This is a genomic window from Stenotrophomonas sp. YAU14D1_LEIMI4_1 (assembly GCF_003086815.1).
GTDB lineage: Bacteria > Pseudomonadota > Gammaproteobacteria > Xanthomonadales > Xanthomonadaceae > Stenotrophomonas.
Window position 1 is genome coordinate 3,505,922 of the sequence record NZ_CP025997.1, and the last position, 23,135, is coordinate 3,529,056.

At 67.5% G+C, this 23,135-nt stretch carries 16 protein-coding genes; 6 read left to right on the forward strand and 10 right to left on the reverse strand.

All coding sequences use genetic code 11. The features are described from left to right. Window positions 1–738: a basic secretory protein-like protein gene (locus C1932_RS16195; protein ID WP_108762849.1), complete on the forward strand. Its 738-nt coding sequence runs from the start codon at window positions 1–3 to the stop codon at window positions 736–738. Window positions 739–957: 219 nt separating this feature from the next. Here the strand turns inward: C1932_RS16195 and C1932_RS16200 are convergent, their stop codons facing one another. Together C1932_RS16200 and C1932_RS16205 are read right to left on the reverse strand one after the other, a co-directional pair. After that, window positions 958–3,249 carry an NADP-dependent malic enzyme gene (locus C1932_RS16200; RefSeq protein ID WP_108762850.1) on the reverse strand — a complete coding sequence of 764 codons (2,292 nt, stop codon included), beginning with the start codon at window positions 3,247–3,249 and terminating at the stop codon, window positions 958–960. A gap of 228 nt (window positions 3,250–3,477) precedes the next feature. Continuing rightward, window positions 3,478–4,833 carry a dicarboxylate/amino acid:cation symporter gene (locus C1932_RS16205; RefSeq protein WP_108754097.1) on the reverse strand — a complete coding sequence of 452 codons (1,356 nt, stop codon included), beginning with the start codon at window positions 4,831–4,833 and terminating at the stop codon, window positions 3,478–3,480. Window positions 4,834–5,154: 321 nt separating this feature from the next. Here C1932_RS16205 and C1932_RS16210 point away from each other — a divergent pair, with 321 nt between their 5' ends. Both C1932_RS16210 and C1932_RS16215 read left to right on the forward strand, forming a co-directional pair. Further along, the gene (locus C1932_RS16210) at window positions 5,155–6,321 is read left to right on the forward strand and encodes a porin (RefSeq protein WP_108754098.1); all 1,167 of its coding nucleotides are present in this window, start codon (window positions 5,155–5,157) and stop codon (window positions 6,319–6,321) included. Window positions 6,322–6,401: 80 nt separating this feature from the next. Then, on the forward strand, window positions 6,402–9,050 hold the full coding sequence (locus C1932_RS16215) for a PAS-domain containing protein (protein WP_108762851.1): 2,649 nt from the start codon (window positions 6,402–6,404) through the stop codon (window positions 9,048–9,050). A 219-nt stretch (window positions 9,051–9,269) separates the two neighbouring features. Here C1932_RS16215 and C1932_RS16220 read toward each other — a convergent pair whose 3' ends face one another. From C1932_RS16220 to C1932_RS16235, 4 genes are read right to left on the reverse strand one after another with little or no spacing between them, the layout of a single operon-like run. Next, window positions 9,270–9,917, reverse strand: coding sequence for a response regulator transcription factor (locus tag C1932_RS16220; RefSeq protein ID WP_108754101.1), 648 nt, complete (start codon window positions 9,915–9,917; stop codon window positions 9,270–9,272). A 60-nt stretch (window positions 9,918–9,977) separates the two neighbouring features. After that, window positions 9,978–11,033 carry an ABC transporter substrate-binding protein gene (locus C1932_RS16225; RefSeq protein ID WP_108762852.1) on the reverse strand — a complete coding sequence of 352 codons (1,056 nt, stop codon included), beginning with the start codon at window positions 11,031–11,033 and terminating at the stop codon, window positions 9,978–9,980. Then, complete coding sequence (locus C1932_RS16230; RefSeq protein ID WP_108762853.1) at window positions 11,030–12,415, reverse strand: sensor histidine kinase; 1,386 nt, start codon at window positions 12,413–12,415, stop codon at window positions 11,030–11,032. The genes C1932_RS16225 and C1932_RS16230 overlap by 4 nt, the downstream gene beginning before the upstream one ends. Next, window positions 12,408–13,097: a response regulator transcription factor gene (locus C1932_RS16235; RefSeq protein ID WP_108751623.1), complete on the reverse strand. Its 690-nt coding sequence runs from the start codon at window positions 13,095–13,097 to the stop codon at window positions 12,408–12,410. Before C1932_RS16235 ends, C1932_RS16230 begins: the two co-directional genes overlap by 8 nt. Window positions 13,098–13,369: 272 nt before the next feature. Here C1932_RS16235 and C1932_RS16240 point away from each other — a divergent pair, with 272 nt between their 5' ends. Genes C1932_RS16240 through phbB form a run of 3 tightly spaced genes read left to right on the forward strand, consistent with a single transcriptional unit; the run spans window position 13,370 to window position 16,658 of the window. After that, window positions 13,370–14,506 (forward strand): porin, encoded by a 1,137-nt coding sequence (locus C1932_RS16240; RefSeq protein WP_108763476.1) that lies wholly within the window; start codon window positions 13,370–13,372, stop codon window positions 14,504–14,506. A 57-nt stretch (window positions 14,507–14,563) separates the two neighbouring features. After that, window positions 14,564–15,892: a CitMHS family transporter gene (locus C1932_RS16245; RefSeq protein ID WP_108754875.1), complete on the forward strand. Its 1,329-nt coding sequence runs from the start codon at window positions 14,564–14,566 to the stop codon at window positions 15,890–15,892. Between the two features lie 25 nt (window positions 15,893–15,917). Next, on the forward strand, window positions 15,918–16,658 hold the full coding sequence (gene phbB, locus C1932_RS16250; RefSeq protein WP_108762854.1) for an acetoacetyl-CoA reductase: 741 nt from the start codon (window positions 15,918–15,920) through the stop codon (window positions 16,656–16,658). Window positions 16,659–16,765: 107 nt separating this feature from the next. Here phbB and C1932_RS16255 read toward each other — a convergent pair whose 3' ends face one another. From C1932_RS16255 to rsgA, 4 genes are all read right to left on the reverse strand, one after another. Further along, on the reverse strand, window positions 16,766–17,761 hold the full coding sequence (locus C1932_RS16255) for a DUF4274 domain-containing protein (RefSeq protein ID WP_108762855.1): 996 nt from the start codon (window positions 17,759–17,761) through the stop codon (window positions 16,766–16,768). Between the two features lie 96 nt (window positions 17,762–17,857). Continuing rightward, window positions 17,858–20,149: a TonB-dependent receptor gene (locus C1932_RS16260; protein WP_108762856.1), complete on the reverse strand. Its 2,292-nt coding sequence runs from the start codon at window positions 20,147–20,149 to the stop codon at window positions 17,858–17,860. A gap of 445 nt (window positions 20,150–20,594) precedes the next feature. After that, entirely contained in the window at window positions 20,595–21,848 is a 1,254-nt protein-coding gene (locus tag C1932_RS16265; protein WP_108762857.1) for a flavohemoglobin expression-modulating QEGLA motif protein, read from the reverse strand. Between the two features lie 139 nt (window positions 21,849–21,987). Beyond that, a complete protein-coding gene (rsgA, locus tag C1932_RS16270; RefSeq protein ID WP_199911972.1) occupies window positions 21,988–23,088 on the reverse strand; it encodes a ribosome small subunit-dependent GTPase A in 1,101 nt (366 codons plus the stop codon). Window positions 23,089–23,135: the final 47 nt, after the last annotated feature.

Here is a 23,135-nt window from a genome sequence, read left to right on the forward strand (position 1 = left end):
ATGCGCCTTCGTCTGATTCCCCTGCTCTTTCTTGCCCTGGCCTTCCCCGGTGTTGGCCAGGCGCAGACCCAGGCCTTCGATGGCCAGGTCAGCCGTGATGGCGTGACTCTGTACTACCAGGATGCCAGTGGTGCCCTGGCGGCACCGGTGCGCAAGCGCATCATCGACACGTTCTACTTTGCCTACCTGCGCGAGCGGGCGGACTTCCGCCCGGCGGCGCCGAACGAAGTGCGCATCGTGATCGATCCGGCCTACAACGGCGTGGCCTACGTGGGTGACAAGGACAAGGCCAGCACGATCACCATCAATCCGGGCTGGCTGCTGAAGCACCCCGATGACATCGACCTGGTGACCCACGAGGCGATGCACATCGTGCAGGGCTACCCCAGCTACGGCGACAAGCGCGTGCCGGGCTGGCTGGTGGAAGGCATTGCCGATTACGCACGCGACCGCTACGGCATGAACAACACCGCCGCCGGCTGGGCGTTGCCGGTGAAGGTGGAAAAGGGCCAGACGGTGGAAAGCGGCTACCGGGTGACCGGTGCGTTCCTGAAGTGGGCCGAGGGCGAGCACCCGGGGCTGGTGCTGGCGCTGGACAAGGCGCTGCGCGACGGCCGCTACGCGCCCACGCTGTGGCAGAAGGAAACCGGCAAAACCCTGCCGGTCTTGTGGGCGCAGTACGCTAAGCCACGCAGCGACGCCCCGCCACCGGCCCCGGCGCGGCGCGGCCGGCGCTGAGGCAACGCGGAATACCCAGCGCTGGGTAGCGCCCGACTGGGTAGCGCCCACTGGGTAGAGTCGACTGTCAGTCGACTACCGCGCGCAGCGCGGGGTGCTCCCAACACCACGCGAAGAGCAGTCGACTAACAGTCGACTCTACCCAGTCGGCGCGCGCTTCGCGCAAACAGAAACGCGCCCAGTGGGGCGCGTTTCTGCAGCTGTCGCTGGAAAGAAGGCTTATGCCTTCTTTTCCGCTTCCAGCTGCTTGCGGATCTGCGCATCCACCGCGGCGATGGCGGTCATGTTCAGGATCCGGCGCGAGGTCGCGCTGGTGGTCAGGATGTGCACCGGCTTGTTCACGCCCATCAGGATCGGGCCGATCGCCACGCCATCGGTGAACACGCGCACCAGGTTGTAGGCGATGTTGGCCGCTTCCAGGTTCGGCAGCACGAACAGGTTGGCACGGCCCTGCAGGGTCGAGCCCGGCAGCAGCTTCTGGCGCAGCGCTTCGTCCCACGCGGTGTCGCCCTGCATTTCGCCGTCCACGTTCAGGCGCGGGTTGCGCTTGAGCAGCATCTCGCGGACCTGGCGCATCTTCAGTGCGTCCTTGGAATCGTGGCTGCCGAAGTTGGAGTGCGACAGCAGCGCCACCTTCGGCTCGATGCCGAACAGCTTCATGCGATAGGCCGCCTGCAGCGTGGCTTCGGTGATCTGCTCGGCGGTCGGGTCTTCCTGCACGTGGGTGTCCACGAAGAAGAACACGCCCTGCTGGTTGATCACGCCGGTCATGGCCGAGGTCGAGGTGACCTTCGATTCCAGCGGCAGCACGCTGCGCACGTAACCCAGCTTCTTGTGGAAGCGGCCGACGATGCCGGTCAGCATGGCATCGGCTTCACCACGGGCAACCATCACCGCGGCGATCAGGGTCGGGCGCGAACGCATCAGGTTCTTCGCCGCGGCCACGGTCACGCCACGGCGGCCGGTCAGGCCGTGGTAGTACTGCCAATATTCGTTGAAGCGCGGATCATCGTTGATGTTGGTGATCTCGATGTTCTCGCCCACCTTCAGGCGCAGGCCCAGGCGTTCGATGCGCGCTTCGATCACGTCCGGGCGGCCGATCAGGATCGGGTGCGCCAGGCGTTCATCGACCACGTTCTGCACCGCCTGCAGCACCACTTCCTCTTCGCCTTCGGCGTACACCACGCGCTGCTTGTCGGCGCGGGCACGGTCGTAGACCGGCTTCATCATCAGGCTGGTGCGGTACACGAACTGCGACAGCTTCTGCCGGTAGGCATCCATGTCGGCGATCGGGCGCGCGGCCACGCCCGAATCCATCGCGGCCTGGGCCACGGCGGCGGACAGTTCCACCAGCAGGCGGCGGTCGAACGGGCGCGGGATCAGGTATTCACGGCCGAAGCTCGGTGCATCGCCGCCGTAGGCCGACCCCATGTCGGTGGCCGCACGGCGGGCCAGCGCGGCGATGGCGCGCACGCAGGCGATCTTCATTTCCTCGTTGATCGCGGTGGCGCCCACGTCCAGCGCGCCGCGGAACAGGTACGGGAAGCACAGCACGTTGTTGACCTGGTTCGGGTAATCCGAACGGCCAGTGCCGATGATCGCGTCCGGACGAGCGGCGCGCGCCTCTTCCGGCATGATTTCCGGGGTCGGGTTGGCCAGCGCGAAGATGACCGGGTCCGGCGCCATGGTCTTGACCATCTCGGCGGTCAGGATGCCCGGGGCCGACAGGCCCAGGAAGATATCGGCGCCGTTGACGATCTCGGCCAGGGTGCGCTTGTCGGTGTCGCGCGCATAGCGCTGCTTTTCCGGGTCCAGATCGGTACGGCCGGTGTGGATCACGCCCTCGCGGTCGAAGGCCAGGATGTTTTCCGGCTTCAGGCCCAGCTGCACCAGCATGTTCACGCAGGAAATGCCGGCCGCGCCCATGCCCGTGGTCGCCAGCTTCACTTCTTCGATCTTCTTGCCGGTGATGGCCATGGCGTTGAGCACAGCGGCGCCGACGATGATCGCGGTGCCGTGCTGGTCGTCATGGAACACCGGAATCTTCATGCGCTCGCGCAGCTTGCGCTCGACCACGAAGCATTCCGGGGCCTTGATGTCTTCCAGGTTGATGCCGCCGAAGGTCGGCTCCAGCGAGGCGATGATGTCGACCAGCTTGTCCGGATCGGTTTCGTCCACTTCGATGTCGAACACATCGATGCCGGCGAACTTCTGGAACAGCACGCCCTTGCCTTCCATCACCGGCTTGCCGGCCAGCGGGCCGATGTTGCCCAGGCCCAGCACGGCGGTGCCGTTGGAAATGACCGCGACCAGGTTGCCGCGGGCGGTGAGTTCGCTGGCCTGCTGCGGGTCGGCCTTGATGGCTTCGCAGGCATAGGCCACGCCCGGGGAATAGGCCAACGACAGATCACGCTGGGTCAGCATCGGCTTGGTCGCAGCGACGCGGATCTTGCCCGGCGGCGACATGCGGTGGTAATCGAGGGCGGCCTGTTTGAAATCTTCGTTGGACATCGATGTGGGTTACATGAATGGGCAAGAGGGACGGGGGATGATACCCCCGTTGGAGTGGCTGGACCTGTCGCTATCCTGTCGCAACCATGCTGCGACCGCACAATTCCGTGCCGTATGCAACGACCCGGGTCCAGCGTGGGCGCCCTTGATGACAGCCAAGCGACGCCCTGAAACGCTGCGGGGCCGTGCCACTGTCGTGACCGGCCCCGCAGTACCACACACCTGGCGTCAGCCCTTGGCCGGCAGGGCCTCGGTCAGTACCGGGGCCACCGCATCGACCGGCGGCGGCAGCTCGCTTTCGCGGCCGTCCAGCGCCAGCTTCAGGCGGTCACGGTCCAGCGCGCCTTCCCAGCGCGACACCACCACGGTGGCCACCGCATTGCCGATGAAGTTGGTCAGCGAGCGGCATTCGCTCATGAAGCGGTCCACGCCCAGGATCAGCGCCATGCCGGCCACCGGCACTTCCGGCACCACGGCCAGGGTGGCGGCCAGGGTGATGAAGCCGGCACCGGTGACGCCGGCCGCGCCCTTGGAGCTGAGCATGGCGACCAGCAGCAGGGCGATCTGGTGGCCCAGGGTCAGTTCGGTGTTGGTGGCCTGGGCGATGAACAGCGCCGCCAGGGTCATGTAGATGTTGGTGCCGTCCAGGTTGAACGAATAGCCGGTGGGCACCACCAGGCCGACCACCGACTTGCTGCAGCCGGCGCGTTCCATCTTTTCCATCAGCGACGGCAGCGCCGATTCGGACGAGGACGTGCCCAGCACCAGCAGCAGCTCGGCCTTCAGGTAGCGGGCCAGCTTGAACACCGAGAACCCGCACAGGCGGCAGACCACGCCCAGGATGACGGCCACGAACAGGAAGGCGGTGAGATAGAACGAACCCACCAGCCAGGCCAGGTTGACCAGCGAACCGACGCCGTACTTGCCGATGGTGAAGGCGATGGCACCGAAGGCACCGATCGGGGCGGCCTTCATCAGGATGTGCACCAGCTTGAACACCGGGGCGACCAGCGCTTCCAGGAAGTTCACGATCGGCTTGCCCTTCTCGCCCACCGAGGCCAGCGCGATGCCGAACAGCACGGCCACGAACAGCACCTGCAGGATGTTGCCATCCACGAAGGCGCTGATCAGCGTCTTCGGGATGATGTCCATCAGGAAGCCGACCAGGGTCAGGTCATGCGACTTCTCCACATAGCTGTGCACCGCGGTCTGGTCCAGCTCGGCCGGGTTGATGTTCATGCCCGCGCCGGGCTGCACCACGTGCGCCACGATCATGCCCACGATCAGGGCCAGGGTGGAGAAGAACAGGAAATACGCCATCGCCTTGGCGAACACGCGGCCCACCGTGCGCAGGTGGGTCATGCCGGCGATGCCGGTGACGATGGTCAGGAAGATGACCGGGGCGATGATCATCTTCACCAGGTTGATGAAAGCATCGCCCAGCGGCTTCATTTTCTCGCCGATCAGCGGCTCGTAATGGCCCAGGACGGCGCCCAGGACGATCGCCACGATCACCTGGAAGTACAGCTGGCGGTAGAGCGGCAACGGCTTGCTGGGCACCGGTGCGGTGGTGGGGATGTGCATGGCGGACTCCGGAAGGGGCGGTTCTGGCGCATACGGTTCCCGCCGTGGCGGGACCGTCTCCGTGGATCTGGGCGCGGCCCGGCGGTGAGCGCCGGCGCGACCAATGGACGCCTTTGTACGCGCCGGGCACGCCGGCGCAGATAACCTATTGGTACTAGCCCCCCGGTTCAGGTGGCTGCGGTGCCTACACTGGCGCCGTACCGACGCCCCCGGGGACGCCGGTGGCCCGAGCTGAACGGCCGGGCACGTTCCCGCGCAAGTTCCGGCCATCGCGGCCGTTGTTGTCCTGTCCACACGCAATCTGAGAGAGCCGCACCACCCATGCGCCCGATTCCCACCTTGCTGGCCCTGTCGCTGGCCGCACTGCCCGCCTTCGCCTCCGCCGCCGATTTCGACAACTGGCCGACCAAGTACACCTTCGGCGACGGCACCGAACTGGCCGCCACGGCCAACATCGCCTACGACTACAACGATTTTTCCTCGGCCAGCGGCATCGAGGATGACGATGCGGTGCGCCGCAAGGAGTTCGGCGCGACCCTGAAGAAGAAGGGCGTGTACGACGCGATGGTCTACTATGACTTCCAGGCCGACACCTGGCTGGACGTGTTCGTGCGCTTTGAAAGCAAGGCGTTCTTCGGCCGCGACGTGGGTCGTTTCCGCTTCGGCTACATGAAGACCCCGGTCGGCCTGGATGCCAACACCTCCTCGCGCGCCGGCAGCTTCCTGGAAACCGCGTTGCCGGTGCAGGCGTTCTACGCCGGCCGCCGCACCGGTGTGGAATGGGTGCTGGAGCGCCCGCAGTACCTGCTGCAGGCCGGCGCGTACGGCGGCAAGGATCTGCAGGGTGACAACCCGGGCACCACCCAGGCCGTGCGTGCCGTGTGGACCCCGGTGAAGGCACCGGGCGACGTGGTCCACCTGGGCCTGGCCTATTCGCAGGAAAACCCGCGCGGTTACCACGATGGCCGCGACGTGCACCACGAAGCCAGCGCGCGCCTGCGTGCCCGCCCGGAAGCCGGCCTGACCGATATCCGCCTGGTCGATTCGGGTGCGCTGGTCACTGCCGACCAGATCCGCCGCACGGGCCTGGAAGGCATCTGGATCCGTGGCCCGTTCTCGCTGCAGGCCGAAGCCCTGCAGGCCACGGTGACCCGCAAGGGCCTGCCCGACTACACCGGCAATGGCCAGTACGCGATGGCCAGCTGGGTGCTGACCGGCGAATCTCGCCCGTACAACGCCGGCGCGGTGGCCAACATCAAGCCCGCCCACGATTACGGCGCGGTGGAACTGCTGGCCCGCTACAGCCGTCTGGACCTGGACGATGGCAGCATCCTGGGCGGTCGCCAGCACGACCTGACCATCGGTGCCAACTGGTACCTGACCAGCCATTTCAAGTTCCAGGCCAACTACGTGAAGGTCGACGCCAGCCGTCGCGGCGTGCACAGCACCCCGGAAATCTTCGAACTGCGCGCGCAGATGCACTTCTGATCCGTTCCCCGGCACTTCCTTCCACAGTGCCTGCGGCGGGCGTGCTCCCCACGCCCGCCGCCCCTGCGTAGACTGCCGCCATGTACTGGCTCAGCCGCCACCGCCTGCTGTTGCTGACCCTGCTGGTGATGATCGGCGGTACCGTGCTGTGCGCGGTCGCAGCCGGCCACTACGCCTGGCGCCGCGCGCTGGCCACCGAAAGCGCCCAGGTGCAGCGCCAGCTGCAGTTGTATGGGCAGGGCCTGCAACAGCGCATCGACCGCTTCGGCACATTGCCGCAGGTGATGGCGCTGGACCCGGACCTGCTGCAGGCCCTGCAGTCGCCGCTGTCGGCCGCCGAGCGGCAGCGCTTGAACCTGAAGCTGCAGCGCGCCAACCAGGTCACCCGTACTTCCACGCTCACCCTGGTCGGCCGCGACGGCGTGGCCGTGGCCGCCAGCAACTGGAGCGAACCGGCCAGCAACGTGGGCGAGGACTACAGCTACCGCCCGTACTACCAGCAGGCCATGGCCCACGGCCGCGGCCGCTTCTACGGCATCGGCATGACCACCAACGTGCCGGGCTACTTCATGTCCGAAGCGATCGTGGATGCGCAGGGCCAGCGCATCGGCGTGATCGTGATCAAGATCGAGCTGTCGGCGCTGGAACAGGAATGGCTGAGCAGCCCCGACGTGGTGCTGGCCAGCGACAACCACGACGTGGTGTTCCTGGCCAACCGCGATGCCTGGCGCTACCGCCTGCTGCGCCCGCTGGGTGCCAGCGAGCGCCGCGAAATGCTGGCCGCGCGCCAGTACGCCGACCGTTCCCTGCAGCCGCTGCGGGTGCGCACCGAAGACGTGCTGGCTGACGGCGGGCGCATGGTGCGCCTGCTGGACCCGGCGCTGGCCACGCCCATGCTGTGGCAGAGCCTGGCGCTGGAGGACGAAGACTGGAGCCTGCACCTGCTGCACGATGCCAGTGCCGCCGGCAGCGCCGGTCGCGGCGCAGCCATTGCCGGTGCCGCCGCCTGGCTGGCGCTGGGCTTCCTGGTGCTGTTCGTGCAGCAGCGCCGGCGCCTGTCCAAGCACCGCCAGCGCAGCCGCCGCGAACTGGAAACGCTGCTGAAGCAGCACGCGCAGGAACTGCGCACCGCCCAGGATGGCCTGCTGCAGGCGGCCACCGATGCCGACAGTGGGCTCAGCCGCAGCCTGGAACACCTGCCGCAGGGCGTGGTGGTGATCGACCGCGAGCAGCGCCTGGTGGCCTGGAATTCGCGCTACGTCGAACTGTTCCGCTTCCCGGCGGGGCTGGTGCGGGTGGGCCGGCCGATCGAAGAACTGTTCCGCTTCAATGCGCGCCGCGGCCTGCTCGGCCCGGGGCCGATCGACGAGGCCATCGAGCGCCGCCTGAACCACCTGCGCAGTGGCCGCCCGCACATGCGCGAAAGCGAGAAAGACGACGGCACCGTCCTTGAAATCCGCGGCAATCCCCTGCCCGACGGCGGCTTCGTCACCAGCTACGCGGACATCACCAGCTACAAGAACGCCGCGCGCGAGCTGCGCTCGCTGGCCGACGCGCTGGAACACCGCGTGGCCGAGCGCACCCACGATCTGGACGAAGCGCGCCGCGAGGCCGAGCAGGCCAACCGCTACAAGACCCGCTTCGTGGCCTCGGCCGTGCATGACCTGCTGCAGCCGTTGAATGCCGCGCGCATGTTCGTGTCGGTGCTGCGCGGCCGCTTGAGCGGTGATGCGCGCGAACTGAGCGAACACGTGGATGCGGCCCTGGCCGCACAGGACGCCATCCTCAACAGTCTGCTGGACATTTCGCGGCTGGAATCGCGTGCGCTGCAGACGCGGGTCCGCGCGTTCGCGCTGTCGCCGCTGCTGGAAACCCTGGCCCGTGAATTCGGCATGGCCGCGCAGAGCCGTGGCCTGCACCTGGACTGGGTGGATACGCGCGCGGTGGTGGTCAGCGATGAAGCACTGCTGCGCCGCATCCTGCAGAACTTCCTGTCCAACGCGCTGCGCTACACCCCGCGCGGGCGCGTGCTGATCGGCTGCCGGCGCGTGGGCGACCACCTGCGCATCGAAGTGCACGACCAGGGACCGGGCATTCCGGAAAGCCTGCAGGGTGAGATCTTCGAGGAATTCCGCCGCTTGAACGACGGCGTGGAACAGGAACGCGGCGCCGGCCTGGGCCTGGCAATCGTTGAACGCATCGGCCGCCTGCTGGGCCACCGCATCAGCCTGCGCTCCACCCTGGGCAAGGGCAGCGTGTTCGCGGTAAGCGTGCCGCTGGGCCAGGCCGAAGACGTGGCGGTGCCGCCCCCCGCGCCGGTGGTGGCCGCCGAGCTGACCGACGACAGCCCGCTGCGCCAATGCCGGGTATGGAGCATCGACGATGATCCGCGCGTCTGCGCCGCCACCCGCGCCCTGCTGGAGCGCTGGGGCTGCGACGTGGAACTGGCCGACGGCCCGCAGGGCGCGCTGGAAATCGCCAGCGCGCTGAACGTGCCGCAGCTGCTGTTGCTGGACGTGCGCATGGGCCAGTGGCACGGCCCGGATCTGTACGAAGCGCTGTGCAGACTGTGGCAGGCGCGGCCACCGGTGATCCTGGTGACCGCCGAACGCGATGAAGCCCTGAAGGCACATGCCGCCGAACAGGGCTGGGGCTTCCTGCCCAAGCCAGTGCGGCCCCCGGCCCTGCGCGCGTTGATGACCCAGCTGCTGCTGCGCCACCGCGGGTAGCGTCGAGCTTGCTCGACTGCCGTTGCCTCGTAGAGTCGAGCTTGCTCGACTGCCGTTGCCTCGTAGAGTCGAGCTTGCTCGACTGCCGTTGCCTCGTAGAGTCGAGCTTGCTCGACTGCCGTTGCCACCCCAGTCGAGCAAGCTCGACTCTACAAAAGCGGCTGATCAATGATCCTTGCGGCCGAAGGCAGGCCCACCGGACCCGCAAACCGCAAAAGGTCAGATCCCGCCCGCGTCCCCTTCCGGCTCCAGCGCCTTCACCAGCACGGCGGCCTGGGTGCGGCTGTGGCATTCGAGCTTCTTCAGGATGGCGGTCACGTGCACTTTCACGGTGTTTTCGGCCAGGCCCAGTTCGTAGGCAATCTGCTTGTTCAGCAGGCCATCGGCCAGGCACAGCAGCACGCGGAACTGCTGCGGGGTGAGCTGGGCCAGGCGTGCGGCCAGCAGCGCGTCGGATTCGCTGCGCTCCGGCGCCATCGCCGGGAACCACAGGCTGCCGTCCAGCACTGCCTGCACCGCTTCGCCGATGGTTTCGGCCGGGGCGGACTTGGGAATGAAACCGGCGGCGCCGAACTGCTGGGCGCGGCGGATCACCCGCGGGTGGTCGTTGGAAGAGAGGATGACCACCGGAATGTCCGGGTGCGAGCCGCGCACGTGCAGCAGCGCGGAAAAACCGTGCGCGCCGGGCATGGTCAGGTCCAGCAGCACCAGGTCCACATCCGGCTGGGCGTCCAGCGCCTGTGCCAGCGCATCGGCACTGGCTACTTCGCGCACCTGGGCCAGCGGCAGGCTCTGCCGCAGCGACTGCACCACCGCCGAACGCAGCAGCGGATGGTCATCGGCGATCAGGATGGTGTATTCGCTCATGGGCCCATTGTACGGGCACTGCCGCGCATCCGCCGGGCGTGTCCCGGCGCGCCCAAGGGCTCAGCGCCCGGCCGGTTCCACGCTGCTGCGCCAGGCATCCAGGAACTGGCGGCGCTTCAGCGCATCCAGGTAGACCAGCAGCCCCGGGCCGAGCTGGATCGGGCGACGGCTGCGGCCCGGCGCATCGTCGCTGCGCGCGTTGCCGGTGACGATCGGCATCAGCCGCGCCTCGCGTGACAGCACCTGCTGGCCACGCGGCGACAGCAGGTAATCGAGGAAGCGCCCGGCCTCTTCCGGGTGCGCGCCGGTGCGCGGAATCACCGCCGTGCGCAGCACCACCAGGGTGTAGTCCTCGGGTTCGACGATGGCCAGCGGCGCGCCGGCATCGATGCGCGCCTGCGCGTACGATCCCAGCACGTTGTAGACCAGCGACAACTGGCCACTGGCCACCTGGTCCAGCAGCACGCCGGTGCGTTCTTCACGCACCACCGCGTTGTCGCCGAGCGCGCCCAGCAGCGCGCCGGCGATGCTGCCACGCTGCGCATCCTGGGTGGCCAGCAGGTAGCCCACGCTGCTGCGTTCGATATCGTAGGTACCGACCTTGCCACGCAGCGGCAGGCCCTCGGCGCGCAGCAGGTCCAGCAGTTGCCGGCGCGTGCGCGGCGCCTTGGCCGCCGCCAATGCGCGCGTGTTGTAGACCATCACCACCGGTTCGTAGCTGATGCCGAACGCCTCGCTGCGCCATTGCGCCCACGCCGGCAGTGCGGCGGTCTGCGCCGAGCGGTGCGGCACCGCGTGGCCATCGTTCACCAGCTTGGTCTGCAGGTCCATGCCGCTGGAAATCAGCAGGTCCGGCGAATCCGGGCCACTGCGGTCGTGCAGGTAACGCGCGTACAGGTCCTGGGTGATGATGTCTTCGTACACCACCGTGGTGCCGGGATGCAGGCGCTGGTAGTCGGCGATGACCTCGGCAAACACTTCGATATCGGTGGTGCCGTGGATGCGCAGCTGCGCGGTCGCCGCGCCCTGCGCGGGAAAGCGCCGTACATCACCGGGCGCAGCCAGTACGGGGGCAGCCAACAACAGCGCCAGCGCGCCGGCGAACAGGCGGATCATGCGGTACTCCGGGGCAGGCGGATGGTGGCCACCAGGCCGCCCTGCGGGCGGTTGCTGAGGTCGATGTGGCCGTTGTGGCTGTCCACCACGCGCTTGACGATGGCCAAGCCCAGGCCGGCGCCGCCGGCCGCCGCGCCCTCGCCACGCGCAAAGCGTTCGAACACGCGCCCGGCATCGGCAGCGGCAATACCGGGGCCATGGTCGGCAATGGTCAGCACGGCCTGCCCGCCTTCCACGGTCAGCGCGATCTGCAGCGCGCCGTCGCCACCGTACTTCAAGGCGTTGTCGACCAGGTTCTTGATGGCCTCGCGCAACAGCAGCGCATCGCCCTGCACCTGCACCGGTTCGGCGGTCATGGCCAACTGCACGCGTGGCGCCGGCCCGGCCTGCGGCAGCGCTTCATGCAGGGCCTGGTGCACGGTCTCGGCCAGGTCCACGGCCGCAAAGCGCTGCAGGTGGGAACGATGGATCACGCTGGCGTCGCTCAGCAGCTGGTTCAGCAGGCGGCTCATGTGGGTGGCATTGCGCTCAATCGCAAGCAGGCTGCGGCGCATGTCCTGCGGATCGTCGTCATCCAGCGCCAATTGTGCCTGCGCGCGCAACGCCGCCAGCGGGGTGCGCATCTGGTGCGCGGCCTCGGCCATGAACGCGCGCAGCGTTTCGTTGCTGCTGGACAGGCGCTCCATGAAGCGGTTCAACGCCGCGACCATCTGGTCCATTTCGCGTGGTACGCGCGCATCCAGCGGTTTCAGGTCGGACGGCTCGCGCCGCGACAGCTCGCGTTCCACACGCACCAGCGGGCGGAACGCACGGTGCACGCCGAAGGCCACCAGGGCCAGCAGCAGGCCGGACAACAGGCCGATGGCCAGCAGGGCGCGGTTGACCATGTCCTGCGCCAGCGCTTCGCGCGCACGGCGGGTCTGGCCCACCTGCACCTGCACATCACCCTGCGCAGACGCCGCCGCGAAACTGCGGCTGACCACCACGAAGCGCACGGTTTCGCCACTGTAGGCGGCGTCGAACAACTGCGGCTGCAGGCCCGGGCGGCGCGGCGGCGCGGGCAGGTCACCGTAGCCGGTGATCAGGTTGCCGCGGCTGTCGGTCAGCCGGTAGAACACGCGGTCCTCGGCGGCCATCGACAGCAGGTCCAGCGCGGCATAGGGCAGGTCCACCTGCCATTGGCCATCGACCAGCGCCACCGAATCGGCAATCGACAGCGCCGAGGACACCAGGAGGTGGTCGTAGGAACGGTTGGCGGCGCGCTGGCCGTAGTCGCGCGCGGCGAACAACAGCGCTACCGCGAACACCGCCAGCAATCCGCCCAGGTACAGCAGCAGCGTGCGCCGCAGGGAACCCGGCGCCGTGGCGCGCAGCTCAGCCATCGCCGTCATTGCCGCCGTCGGTGGGTTCCAGCAGATAACCCACGCCGCGCACGGTGGTGATGCGCACCGGTGCGTCAGCCAGCTTCCTGCGCAGGCGCCCCACATAGAGCTCGATGGCGTTCGGGCCGGCCTCGTCATCGAAGCCGAACAGGCCGTTGCCGATCTCATCCTTGCCCACCACCTGGCCCATGCGGCCCACCAGGATTTCCAGCAGGCGGTATTCGCGATTGGGCAGTTCGATCGGTTCCCCGTCCAGGGTGACGCGATGGGCGGCGTTGTCGAACTGGAAGCCGCCCACCTGCACAACTTCGCTTGCCTGGCCGCGCGCACGGCGCAGCAGCACGCGGCAACGCGCTTCGAATTCGCGGAAATCGAAGGGTTTGCCCAGGTAGTCGTCGGCGCCCACGTCGAGCGCCTGTACGCGGTCTTCGATGCCATCGCGCGCGGTCAGCATCAGCACCGGGGTGCTGTCACCGCGTTCGCGCATGCCGGCCAGCACACGCAGGCCATCCAGCTTGGGCAGGCCGATATCCAGCACCACCAGATCGAAGCTCTGGTAGCGCAGCACGCTGGCGGCGGCCAGGCCGTCGGCCTGCCAGTCCACGGCATGCCCGCTGCGGCGCATGCGGCGGATGATGGCATCGGCCAGGTCCGGGTTGTCTTCGACCAGCAGCAGGCGCATCGGCGGGAGCAGAGGGACGCGGGGGGAAGCGAATGCTACCGCGTGCGGCGCGATGGCGTGTGGCGGGTGCATTCCGCCGGGCATGGCCCGGCGCTACCGGGGGCGCGGCGGCCGCGTTTACGCTGCACCGCACAAACCGCTGACAGGACGATGACAGCTACCGCAACCCAGACTGCGGCCGCGCACCATCCGGTGCCCACGATTGCCGCGCGCCTGGCGCGCACCTGGGAGGGTTTGTGGAATTGAAGTTTGCCTGGCAGCGCCCCGCCGCCATGATGGCCCTGGCTGCGCTGGCCGCGCCGGCCTTTGCTGAGGACGACCGGCCGGTCACCGCCACCGTCGGCGGCCGCCTGCACCTGGATTTCGCCACGTTCGACAACGACGACCGTGGCACCCCGAACAAGGACGACACCGAAGTACGCCGTGCCTGGCTGGATGTGTCGGGCAAGTTCTTCGTGGTCGATTACAAGATGGAAGCGGACTTTTCCGGCGACCGCGTGGAGGCCAAGGACGTCTACCTGAGCCGCGGCTTCGGCAGCGCCGGCCGCCTGACCGTGGGCCAGTTCAAGCAGTACTTCTCGCTGGACGACCGCACCGGTTCCAACTACGGCAGCTTCCTGGAGCGTGGCAACGCCGGCACCACGCTGGCGCCGCTGTACCGCCTGGGCGCGTCCTGGCAGGTCAATCCGGGCGATTTCACCTGGGCGGCCAGCGTCTACAGCCTGGAAAGCATCGACGCCTGGCAGGTGAAGGGCCGCGCCGCCGGTGGCCGCGTGACCTGGGCCCCTGCACCCCGCGATGGTGACGTGCTGCACCTGGGCCTGTCGCTGGCCCGCGAGGCCTACGACAACCCTGGCGCAAGCGGTGCACCGGGGCTGAAGATCCGCCCGCGCCCGGCCGGCCACCTGTCCGATGAAAGCCGCCTGACCCTGGTCGACTTCTCCGCCGGCCGCGATACCGACGTCAACAAGTGGTCGCTGGAATACGCGCAGGTGCGCGGTCCGCTGTCCTGGCAGGGCGAATTCAGTGGCGCCACGTTCGATGACGGTGCGCAGCGCGGCGACGTGATGGCGGCCTACGGCATGCTGAGCTGGTTCGTGACCGGCGAAAGCCGTGCCTACGACCGCAAGACCGGCCGCTTCGCCCGGGTGAAAGACATCCGCCACAAGGCCGGCGCGTTCGAAGTGGCGCTGCGCTACGACCAGATGTGGGGCGCACAGCACCTGGATGGCGCGCCGGACCTGCGCCGCGGCAGCACCGAGGCGTGGACGCTGGGCGGCAACTGGTACCTGCGCGACAACCTGCGCTTCATGTTGAACGTGATCGAGAGCCGCAACCGCGACCGTCTGGCGGGCATCACGGTGGACCGCACGCGCGCGGTTACCGGGCGCCTGCAGTTCGACTTCTAAGCCTCCCCCTTCCCTTCCCCTTCCCCACGTCCTGTCTTCATTAGGAGTCCGCAGATGATGCTGAGCATCCTCGGCTTTGGCATGGTCATTACGTTCATGTACTTGATCATGAGCAAACGACTGTCGCCGCTGGTCGCCCTGATCACCATTCCGATCATCTTCGCGCTGCTGGGCGGCTTCGGCGCCAACATCGACGAAATGATGCTGGAAGGCATCAAGAAGATCGCGCCCACCGGCGTGATGCTGATGTTCGCCATCCTGTACTTCGGGGTGATGATCGATGCGGGCCTGTTCGATCCGCTGGTGCGGGTGATCCTGCGCTTCGTGAAGGGCGATCCGATGAAGATCGTGCTCGGCACCGCGGTGCTGGCCATGCTGATCTCGCTCGATGGCGATGGCTCGACCACCTACATGATCACCGTGTCGGCCATGCTGCCGCTGTACCAGCGCCTGGGCATGAGCGCGCTGAACATGACCTGCGTGACCATCCTGGCCGGCGGCGTGATGAACCTGACCCCATGGGGCGGGCCCACCGCACGTGCCGCCACCGCGCTGCACGTGGACCCGGCCGATGTGTTCGTGCCGCTCATTCCGTCGATGGTGATCGCCTGCGCCGGTGTGCTGGTGCTGGCCTGGTACCTGGGCATGAAGGAACGCCGCCGGCTGGGCGTGGTCACTCTGCCGCAGGGTGGCAGCTGGATGGACAGCACGGTGTCGGACGACAACACCGCACTGCCGTCGGTGGAAGACGCCGAAGACATCAAGCGGCCCAAGCTGCTGTGGGTAAACCTGGCCCTGACTCTGGCCCTGATGACCGCGCTGATCATCGGCGTGCTGCCGATGCCGGTGCTGTTCATGGTCGGCTTCGCCATTGCCCTGGTCATCAACTACCCGAACCTGGCCGAGCAGCGCCGCCGCGTGGTCAACCATGCCGGCAACGTGCTGTCGGTGGTATCGCTGATCTTCGCGGCAGGCATCTTCACCGGCATCCTGAACAACACCGGCATGGTCGAGGCGATGTCGCACAGCTTCCTGGCGATCATTCCCGATGCCTGGGGCCCGTACCTGGCGGTGATCACCGCGCTGGCCTCGATGCCGTTCACCTTTTTCATGTCCAACGACGCCTTCTACTTCGGCGTGCTGCCGATCCTGTCCGAGGCCGCCGGCAACTACGGCATCACCCCGGTGGAAATGGCCCGCGCATCGCTGGCCGGGCAGCCGGTGCACCTGCTCAGCCCGCTGGTGCCGTCCACCTACCTGCTGGTGGGCCTGGCCAAGGTTGAATTCGCCGACCACCAGAAGTTCACACTGAAGTGGGCGATCGCCATTTCGCTGCTGCTGATGGCCGGTGGTCTGCTGTTTGCCCTGTATCCCCTCGCCGCCTGATCCACGTACCAGGGAGCTCTCTGCAATGACGCTTCGAATTGCTTACGTCACCAGCGGCATGGGCAGCGTGGGTACTGCCATCTGCCAGGGCCTGGCCCGTTCCGGCCACACGGTGGTGGCCGGTTGCGCACCGAATTCGCCGCGCAAGGCCAACTGGCTGCGCGAACAGCGCGAACAGGGCTTTGATTTCATCGCCTCGGAAGGCAACGCCACCGATTGGGCCTCCACCAGCGCTGCGTTTGCCAAGGTGCGCGCGGAAGTGGGCGAGGTCGATGTGCTGGTGAACAACTCCGGCGGCAGCCGTGACCTGCTGTTCCGGCAGATGACCGTGGAGGACTGGAACGCGGTGATCGCCTCCAACCTCAACGCGCTGTTCAACCTGACCAAGCAGGTGGTCGATGGCATGGCCACGCGCGGCTGGGGCCGCATCATCAACATCGGTTCGGTCAGCGCCCACAAGGGGCAGATCGGCCAGGTGAACTACGCCACGGCCAAGGCCGCCATGCACGGTTTCAGCCGGGCGTTGGCCGCCGAAGTGGCCTCGCGCGGGGTGACCGTGAACACCTTGTCGCCCGGCTACATCGCCAGCCAGGCGATCAGCAGCTTCCCGCCGGATGTACTGGACCGGCTGGCCGCGTCGGTGCCGGTGCGCCGCCTGGGCCGCCCGGAGGAAGTGGCCGGGCTGGTGGGCTGGCTGGCATCGGACGAAGCTTCGTACGTGACCGGCGCCGATTACGCGGTCAATGGTGGCTTGTACATGGGCTGACCCCCACGCGTTGCAGTAGATCCACGCCATGCGTGGATGCTCGGTCGCCCCTGGGGTCAGAGCCCTTTCGCGCGTGAAAGGGATCTGACCCCGATGCGTTCTGCGGTCTACCCGCGCGCCTGCGCGAGTGCGGTAGCCACCTCCTCCGGCAGGCCGGAGATGAAATCCACCTCGTCGGACTCCTCCACGATCTGGCCGTCGCGCGGCAACCACATCGCCTCGGGAATCGCGCGCAGCACCGGCCGGCCGGGCCAACGTGCCGGGAAGCGCGGCCGGTTCTGCGCCAGGTCGAAGCCCAGCCCCTGGTCTGCGTAGCCGCCCTCGGCCAGCCGTTGCTCGATGCCGCGCAGCACCGCGGCGGTGTGCCGGTGCGATGCAGGTACATCGTCGACCGTGGCAAACGGCACGTACCAGGCCGCCCCCAGGTTCCAGTACAGCGCCAGTGCGCTGGATGCGGCCAACGACCGCTGTTCAAGCAGCCATTGCAGCGCATCGGACAGGGTGTGGGTGTCGGCGAACAGCATCAGCTGATGACGCTGCTGCGGCGTGGCCTGCTGCAGGAACGAGGCGAGCAGCGGCCAGCCCGGATCCGACGCGGTTGCTACGGGTGAGAGTGCCGGAGGCACGACCTCCGCCCAGATGTCGACATCACCTGCGGTGGCATCACCGAGTGCCGGGCCGCGTTCGGGTTCAAAGGCCGCGGCCAGGTCGTGCAACTGCTGCGCGATCGGGAACGGCAGGCCATCGTCGTACGCATCATCGACCGCCTCGGCAAACGGATCGAAGTCCAGCCCATGGTCGGCGTAGAAGCCATCGAGGCACCGCTGCTCGATGCGACGGACCAGCGCGTACGCCTCCTGCTCGTGGCCAGGCACCTCGCTGGCGTCTGCGTACTGGGCGAACCGGCCTGCGCCCAGTGATGCGTGCATCAGCCGTGCCGTGGCACGGTCCAGATCGCGTTGCTCTGCCAGCCAGGCCAGCACGTCGGGGCTGTCATCGTAGTTGCGCCGTGCAACGTAGATGTGGCGTTGTTCGGGCGAAGCGGTGTGCAGGTAGTCCTGCAGCAGGCGGCTGCAGGACGCGTGGTAGTCGTCGGGGGTCACGTGGGGTGTCTGTTGCTCAGTGCCCGTGCAGTCTAGCGGCCCCTTGCACCGGGGTCAGAGCCCTTTCGCAGGCGAAAGGGCTCTGACCCCATCGCATCAGAACTCGGCAGCGACGGTCATGAACACCTGGCGCGGTGCGCTGGCGTGGATCGCGTAGCGCGTGCCGTTCGGGTCGGTGGGTGCGAACGAGCTCAACTGGCCGGCGTAGCGCTTGTTGGTCAGGTTGGTGGCGTTCAAGGAAACACGCACGTTGCGCAGGCCCAGCCCCGGGCCGAAGTCATAGCCGGCGCCGGCATCGAAGGTGGTCACGCCCGGCACCGACTGGTCGTTGGTGTAGGTGTAGTAGCGCTTGCCGGTGTACTTGGCGCGCAGGCTGGCGAAGAAGCCATCTCGGTTCCAGCTGATCTCGCTGGACGCCATGCGCTGCGGCGTGTCCACGGTGATCTTGCCGGCCACCGGCACGATCGCACCGCCGGAGGTGTAGTCATCCTCGTAGGTGGTCTTGTTCCAGGACAGCGCGTTGTACCACTGCAGGCCGTCGATGGGCTTGAGGATGAAGGTCAGCTCGGCACCATGACTCTTCACCGAGCCGACGTTGATGAAGCGGGTCACGCACTCCGGGCGCGTGCCGACTTCGATGCTCGAGCACGGGTTCAGCGACAGCAGGCGGTTGTCGAACGTCACGTTGTAGGCGGCGATGGAGGCCTGGTACTTCTCACCGAACGTACGGAAGCCGGCTTCCAGACTCTTGGACTTTTCCGGCTCCAGGCCGGCGCTGGCCGCGAACGATTCCGGCGACACCTGCAGCGGGCCGCCGCTGCCACCGCCCACGAACGCGGCGATGTTTTCCGCGTACGAAGCGAACAGCTCGTTGTTGGCGTTGAGCTTGAAGCCCACGCCCAGCTGCGGCAGCACCGATTCCTTGGCGGTGAGCGTGCCCGAGGCGATGCTGGTTTCCACGCCGCCCTTGGCGGTGGCGCGCATGCGGGTGTTCGGGCTCTTCAGGCCCACGTCCACGGTCAGGCGCTGGTCGAGGAAGCGCATGCGGTCCTGCACGTAGAACTGCTGCGTGCGGATGTCGAAATCCTGGTTGAACAGCAGGCGGTCGGGATTCTGCAGGTACAGATCGTCCAGGAACGGCCCGCTGATGTAGTAGAAATTGCGCGACACGTTATGGTCGTTCTGCTCGTACCACAGGCCGGCTTCCACCTCGTGGATGCCTACCGTCCACGACAGCGCGGCGGTCAGGCCATCGCGGTTGATGGTGTAGTTGGTGCTGCGGATCGAGATCGGCAGCATGCGGTCGGTGCCCGGATAGGACGGCTGGCCTGGCGCCCACCAGTGGCCCTGGCCACGGTTGTCGTGGTGGTAGGCCATCAGCTTCAGGCGGCCCTGCTCGCCCAGGCGCAGGTCGGCATCGACCGAGTACAGGTTGTCATCGCGCAGCGCGCGGCTCTGGTAGTAGGCATCGTCGATGCTGTTGACGCCACCACTGAAAGCGCACTTGGCCGGATCACGGGTGCCCGGCGCGCAATAGGCTGCGGCGACAGCACGGTCCCAGTCCGGTGCGTAGATGTTCCAGTCCCAGCCCAGGCCACGCGCCAGCATGTCCTTGGACAGGTAGGCATAGTTGGCCTGGCTGGCGCGCGAGGTCGCCACGAACGCACCGAAGCGATGGTCGCCCACGTTCCATACCGCCTTGGTATTGAACTGGCGGGTGGTCTGGTTCTGGTAAGGCGCGGCCCACATGTCCTGGTCCTGGTGCACGCCGGACACGTAGGCCGAGAAGCCGTTGATATCGCCGGTATCCACGCGCAGGTAGCCGCGGCGCTGGTTGTTGTCACCGACCGTGACACTGGCGCGGCCGCCGAATTCGGTGGACGGGTCCATCGAGAAGTACTGGATGGTGCCGCCCAGGTTGCTGGTGGAGGCCACGCCCAGCGAGCCGATGCCCTGCGACAGTTCAGCGCCGGCCAGGTTTTCGGCAATGATCGCGCGGGCGATGCTCAGGCCGTTGTAGTTGCCGTAGCTGTTGTCGCCCAGCGGAATGCCATCGAGCGTGTAGCCCAGGCGGCTCTTGTCGAAGCCGCGCAGGCTGATGGTCTGCGATTCTTCATTGGCGCCGAACGCATCGTTGGATTGCACCGATACGCCCGGCAGGCGGTCGAGGATCTTCTGACCGCTGGTGCCCGGCGGCAGCACCTGCTTGTCGACGGCGGTGATGCGCTGCACCTGGCGGGTTTCGCCCTGGCCGATCACGGAAACGGTATCCAGCGTCTGCGCGCTCAGCGCGGCATCGGTGCTGGCGTCGGTGGATTCGGCGGCATGGGTGCTGGCGGCGGCGGAGAGGGCGATCGCCACGGCAATCGTCAGGTATCGGGTCTGCATGTGAGTCCATTGCATGGGGGAAGACCGGCGCGTCTGCGCGCGGCGCGCCGCCACTATGCGAATGGAAGATGAAAGGTTGTTTACGAAGCGGCGCGCGTGCTGCGGGCGGTGACGCGCGTCTCGTTTGTGGGGGTGGATGTGTCGGCAGGGCTGCCGCCCTGCACCTGCTCACTGCAACGTCAAAAGCGTGCATTCCGTGGGAGGGCGGGGTGGGTCCGGTTGCGGGGGACGCCGTGAATACGCCCATGCAGGCTCGGTCGCCGCATCCATGCGGCTCACGCCCCCGCAACCGGACCCACCCCGCCTTCGACAGTTGGCCGCGAGCTGTTGGAACGGCACGGGGTCGGATCCCGTTGCGTGGCAACGGGCTCTGACCCCATTTTGTTTATCGATGTTTGACGGGTTCATCCACGCATGGCGTGGATCTACTGCTGTCGTACGCCATTTACTCTGGCGCCAGCTGGTCCATGCGGATGCGGTTGGCGAACAGCGAGAACGCCAGCATGCCGGCCAGGCCGTTGGCGCGGCTGACCCAGTGCGGCAGCCAGCGCGGGGGCTTCAGTACGCCGGCTTCAAACAGCGGTGCGAAGGCGATGGCGTCGGTCAGGCTCATCTTGCCGGCGAACAACCAGCGGCAGACCTGCAGGCGATCCTGGGCCAGCATGTGGCGGAAGAAGGTGTGCACCGACACCAGGCCGCGCAGGTACACGGTGTCCTTGGTGAAGGCCAGACCGCCGCTGGGCGGTACGCCGCGGAACACGCGCTGGGCCGAGGCGAAACTTTCTTCCGGGTTCTGCCCGGCATCGCAGAAGTAGCGGTAGACCTCGATGAAATCGGCGCCCTCGCGTGCCATTGCAATGGCCTCGGTGCGCAGGCTGATGCGCTTCAATCGTTCGATATCGATGCTGCCGGTGATCTGTTCGGCAAACGTGGCCAGGCCTTCCTGGGTAGCGGTCACCCGTGGCGAGGACAGGCCCAGGCTGGGCAGCACCGGCTGCTCGCGCCCGTTCAAGGCGGTGAGCGAATGCACCAGCGCCTCGTGGTGGAACAGCTGTGCGCGGTCGTAGGCACTGAAGCGCGCGGTGGTGCGCAGGCGGATGCGGGTCGGCCCGGCCGCGGCCTTCGACACCAGATCCGGATCCAGCTGTACCTGGATGATGCGGGATTCGAAGAAGGCGTCCAGATCGTTCTGCAGCTGCAGCTGCAGCGCGATGGCCGACACGGGCACCTGTTCTTCCGGGGCCAGCAGTTCGTGGTCCAGCTCCGCGGCGATCTGGATGAAGTGCCGCGCTGCTTCGCGCGTGCTGGGGCCGTTGCCCGGCAACGGCTGCTCGGGTGCGCCGAACAACTGCACCGAACAGCGGTCAACGGTGGCCGTGCCCAATCCTTCCAGCAGCTGCGCGGCCAGGTCCCAGCTCTGCGCGGACTGCCGCACGTAGTGTCCCAACGGGTGGCTTTCGTCGCACGCGCGGCTGATGGCATCCAGTGCGCGGCGTTCTTCGCTGAAATCCAGCCGTGGGTAATCAACCTGCGGCAGCACCGGTTGGCCGCGTGCCACGCTGGCCAGGAACGGCGCCTGCACGGTGGCCGGCCAACTGGTGAGCCCCAGCAGGCGGATGCCGCCGACAGCCTCGACCAGGCGCGCATCGAGCGCGGCATGGTGGGCCACGTCGGGGTCCAGCGTTGTGGTGGGTTCCATGGGCGGACTATAGCGCCCTGCCCTTGCTTTGGTAGGTGCCAACCTTGGTTGGCACGCGCCGGAGGCGGGCTGCAGACAGGTTCATTGCCGGGGTCAGAGCCCATTGCGATGCAATGGGATCCGACCCCGCCGCGCGCGATCAGCGTCGGCGCGGTTTGCTGGCCGGGCGGAACTGCTGGCCCTTGCCCTTCTTGCCGCCGCGTTCCTGCGCGGTCTCGGCCTGGCGCACGGCCAGCTTCGCTGCGGCCGCGGCGACTTCTTCCTTCAACTTGAAGTAGTTCAGCAGGCGGCTTTCTTCAATTTCGCCGGCATCGATCGCCGCGCGCACTGCACAGCCCGGTTCCTGCTGGTGCTGGCAGTCATTGAAGCGGCACTGTTCGGCCAGCGCTTCGATATCGGCAAAGCCCCCCTCGGACAGCGTCTCTTCGCCGGTCGGCTTCAGCTCGCGCATGCCGGGCGTATCGATCAGGCAGGCGCCGGTCGGCAGCGGCATCAGCGCGCGGTGGGTGGTGGTGTGGCGGCCGCGCGAATCGTTGGCGCGCACCGCATTGGTCTTCATGCGCTGCTCGCCCAGCAAGGTGTTGGTCAGGGTGGATTTGCCCGCCCCCGACGAACCGACCAGCACCACCGTGCGGCCCGGCCCCAGCCACGGCTGCAGCACGGCCACGCTGTCGGCATCCAGGCCATTGATCGCGTGCAGGGCAATGCCCTGCATTTCCAGTTCTTCCAGCACCGCCAGCGCGTCTTCGCTGTATTCGGTCTGGTCGGCCTTGGTCAGCACCACCACCGGTTCGGCACCACCGCCACCGACCAGCAGCAGGTAGCGCTCGATACGGCGCGGATTGAAGTCGGCATCCAGCCCACAGACGATGAACACCGTATCGATGTTGGCCGCAATCACCTGCTGGTGGTAATGCTCACCGGCGGCACCGCGCTTGATCGCGGTACGGCGCGGCAGCAGGGCGACGATGCGGATGCCGTCCAGCAGCACCCAGTCACCGACCGCCGGTCGTTCATGGCTGGGGAAGCGCGGGCGCTGCCATTCCGGCAGCGATTCGGCCTTGATCGACGCCTCCGGGCCATCGGCCACCACGTAGTGGGTGCGGTGCTGTTCGATCACCCGCGCCGGGCGGGCCTGCGGGTGCGCGGCCATGGCGGCCTGCCAGTCGGCCTGCTGCGGCGGGCCCGGCCAGGGCCAGCCGATGGTCTGCAGGGCGGTGAAATCGGGGGTCTGGGTCATCGCCGCCATTCTACCCGGCCAGCCCAGCAACGGCGGGGCCTGCACCC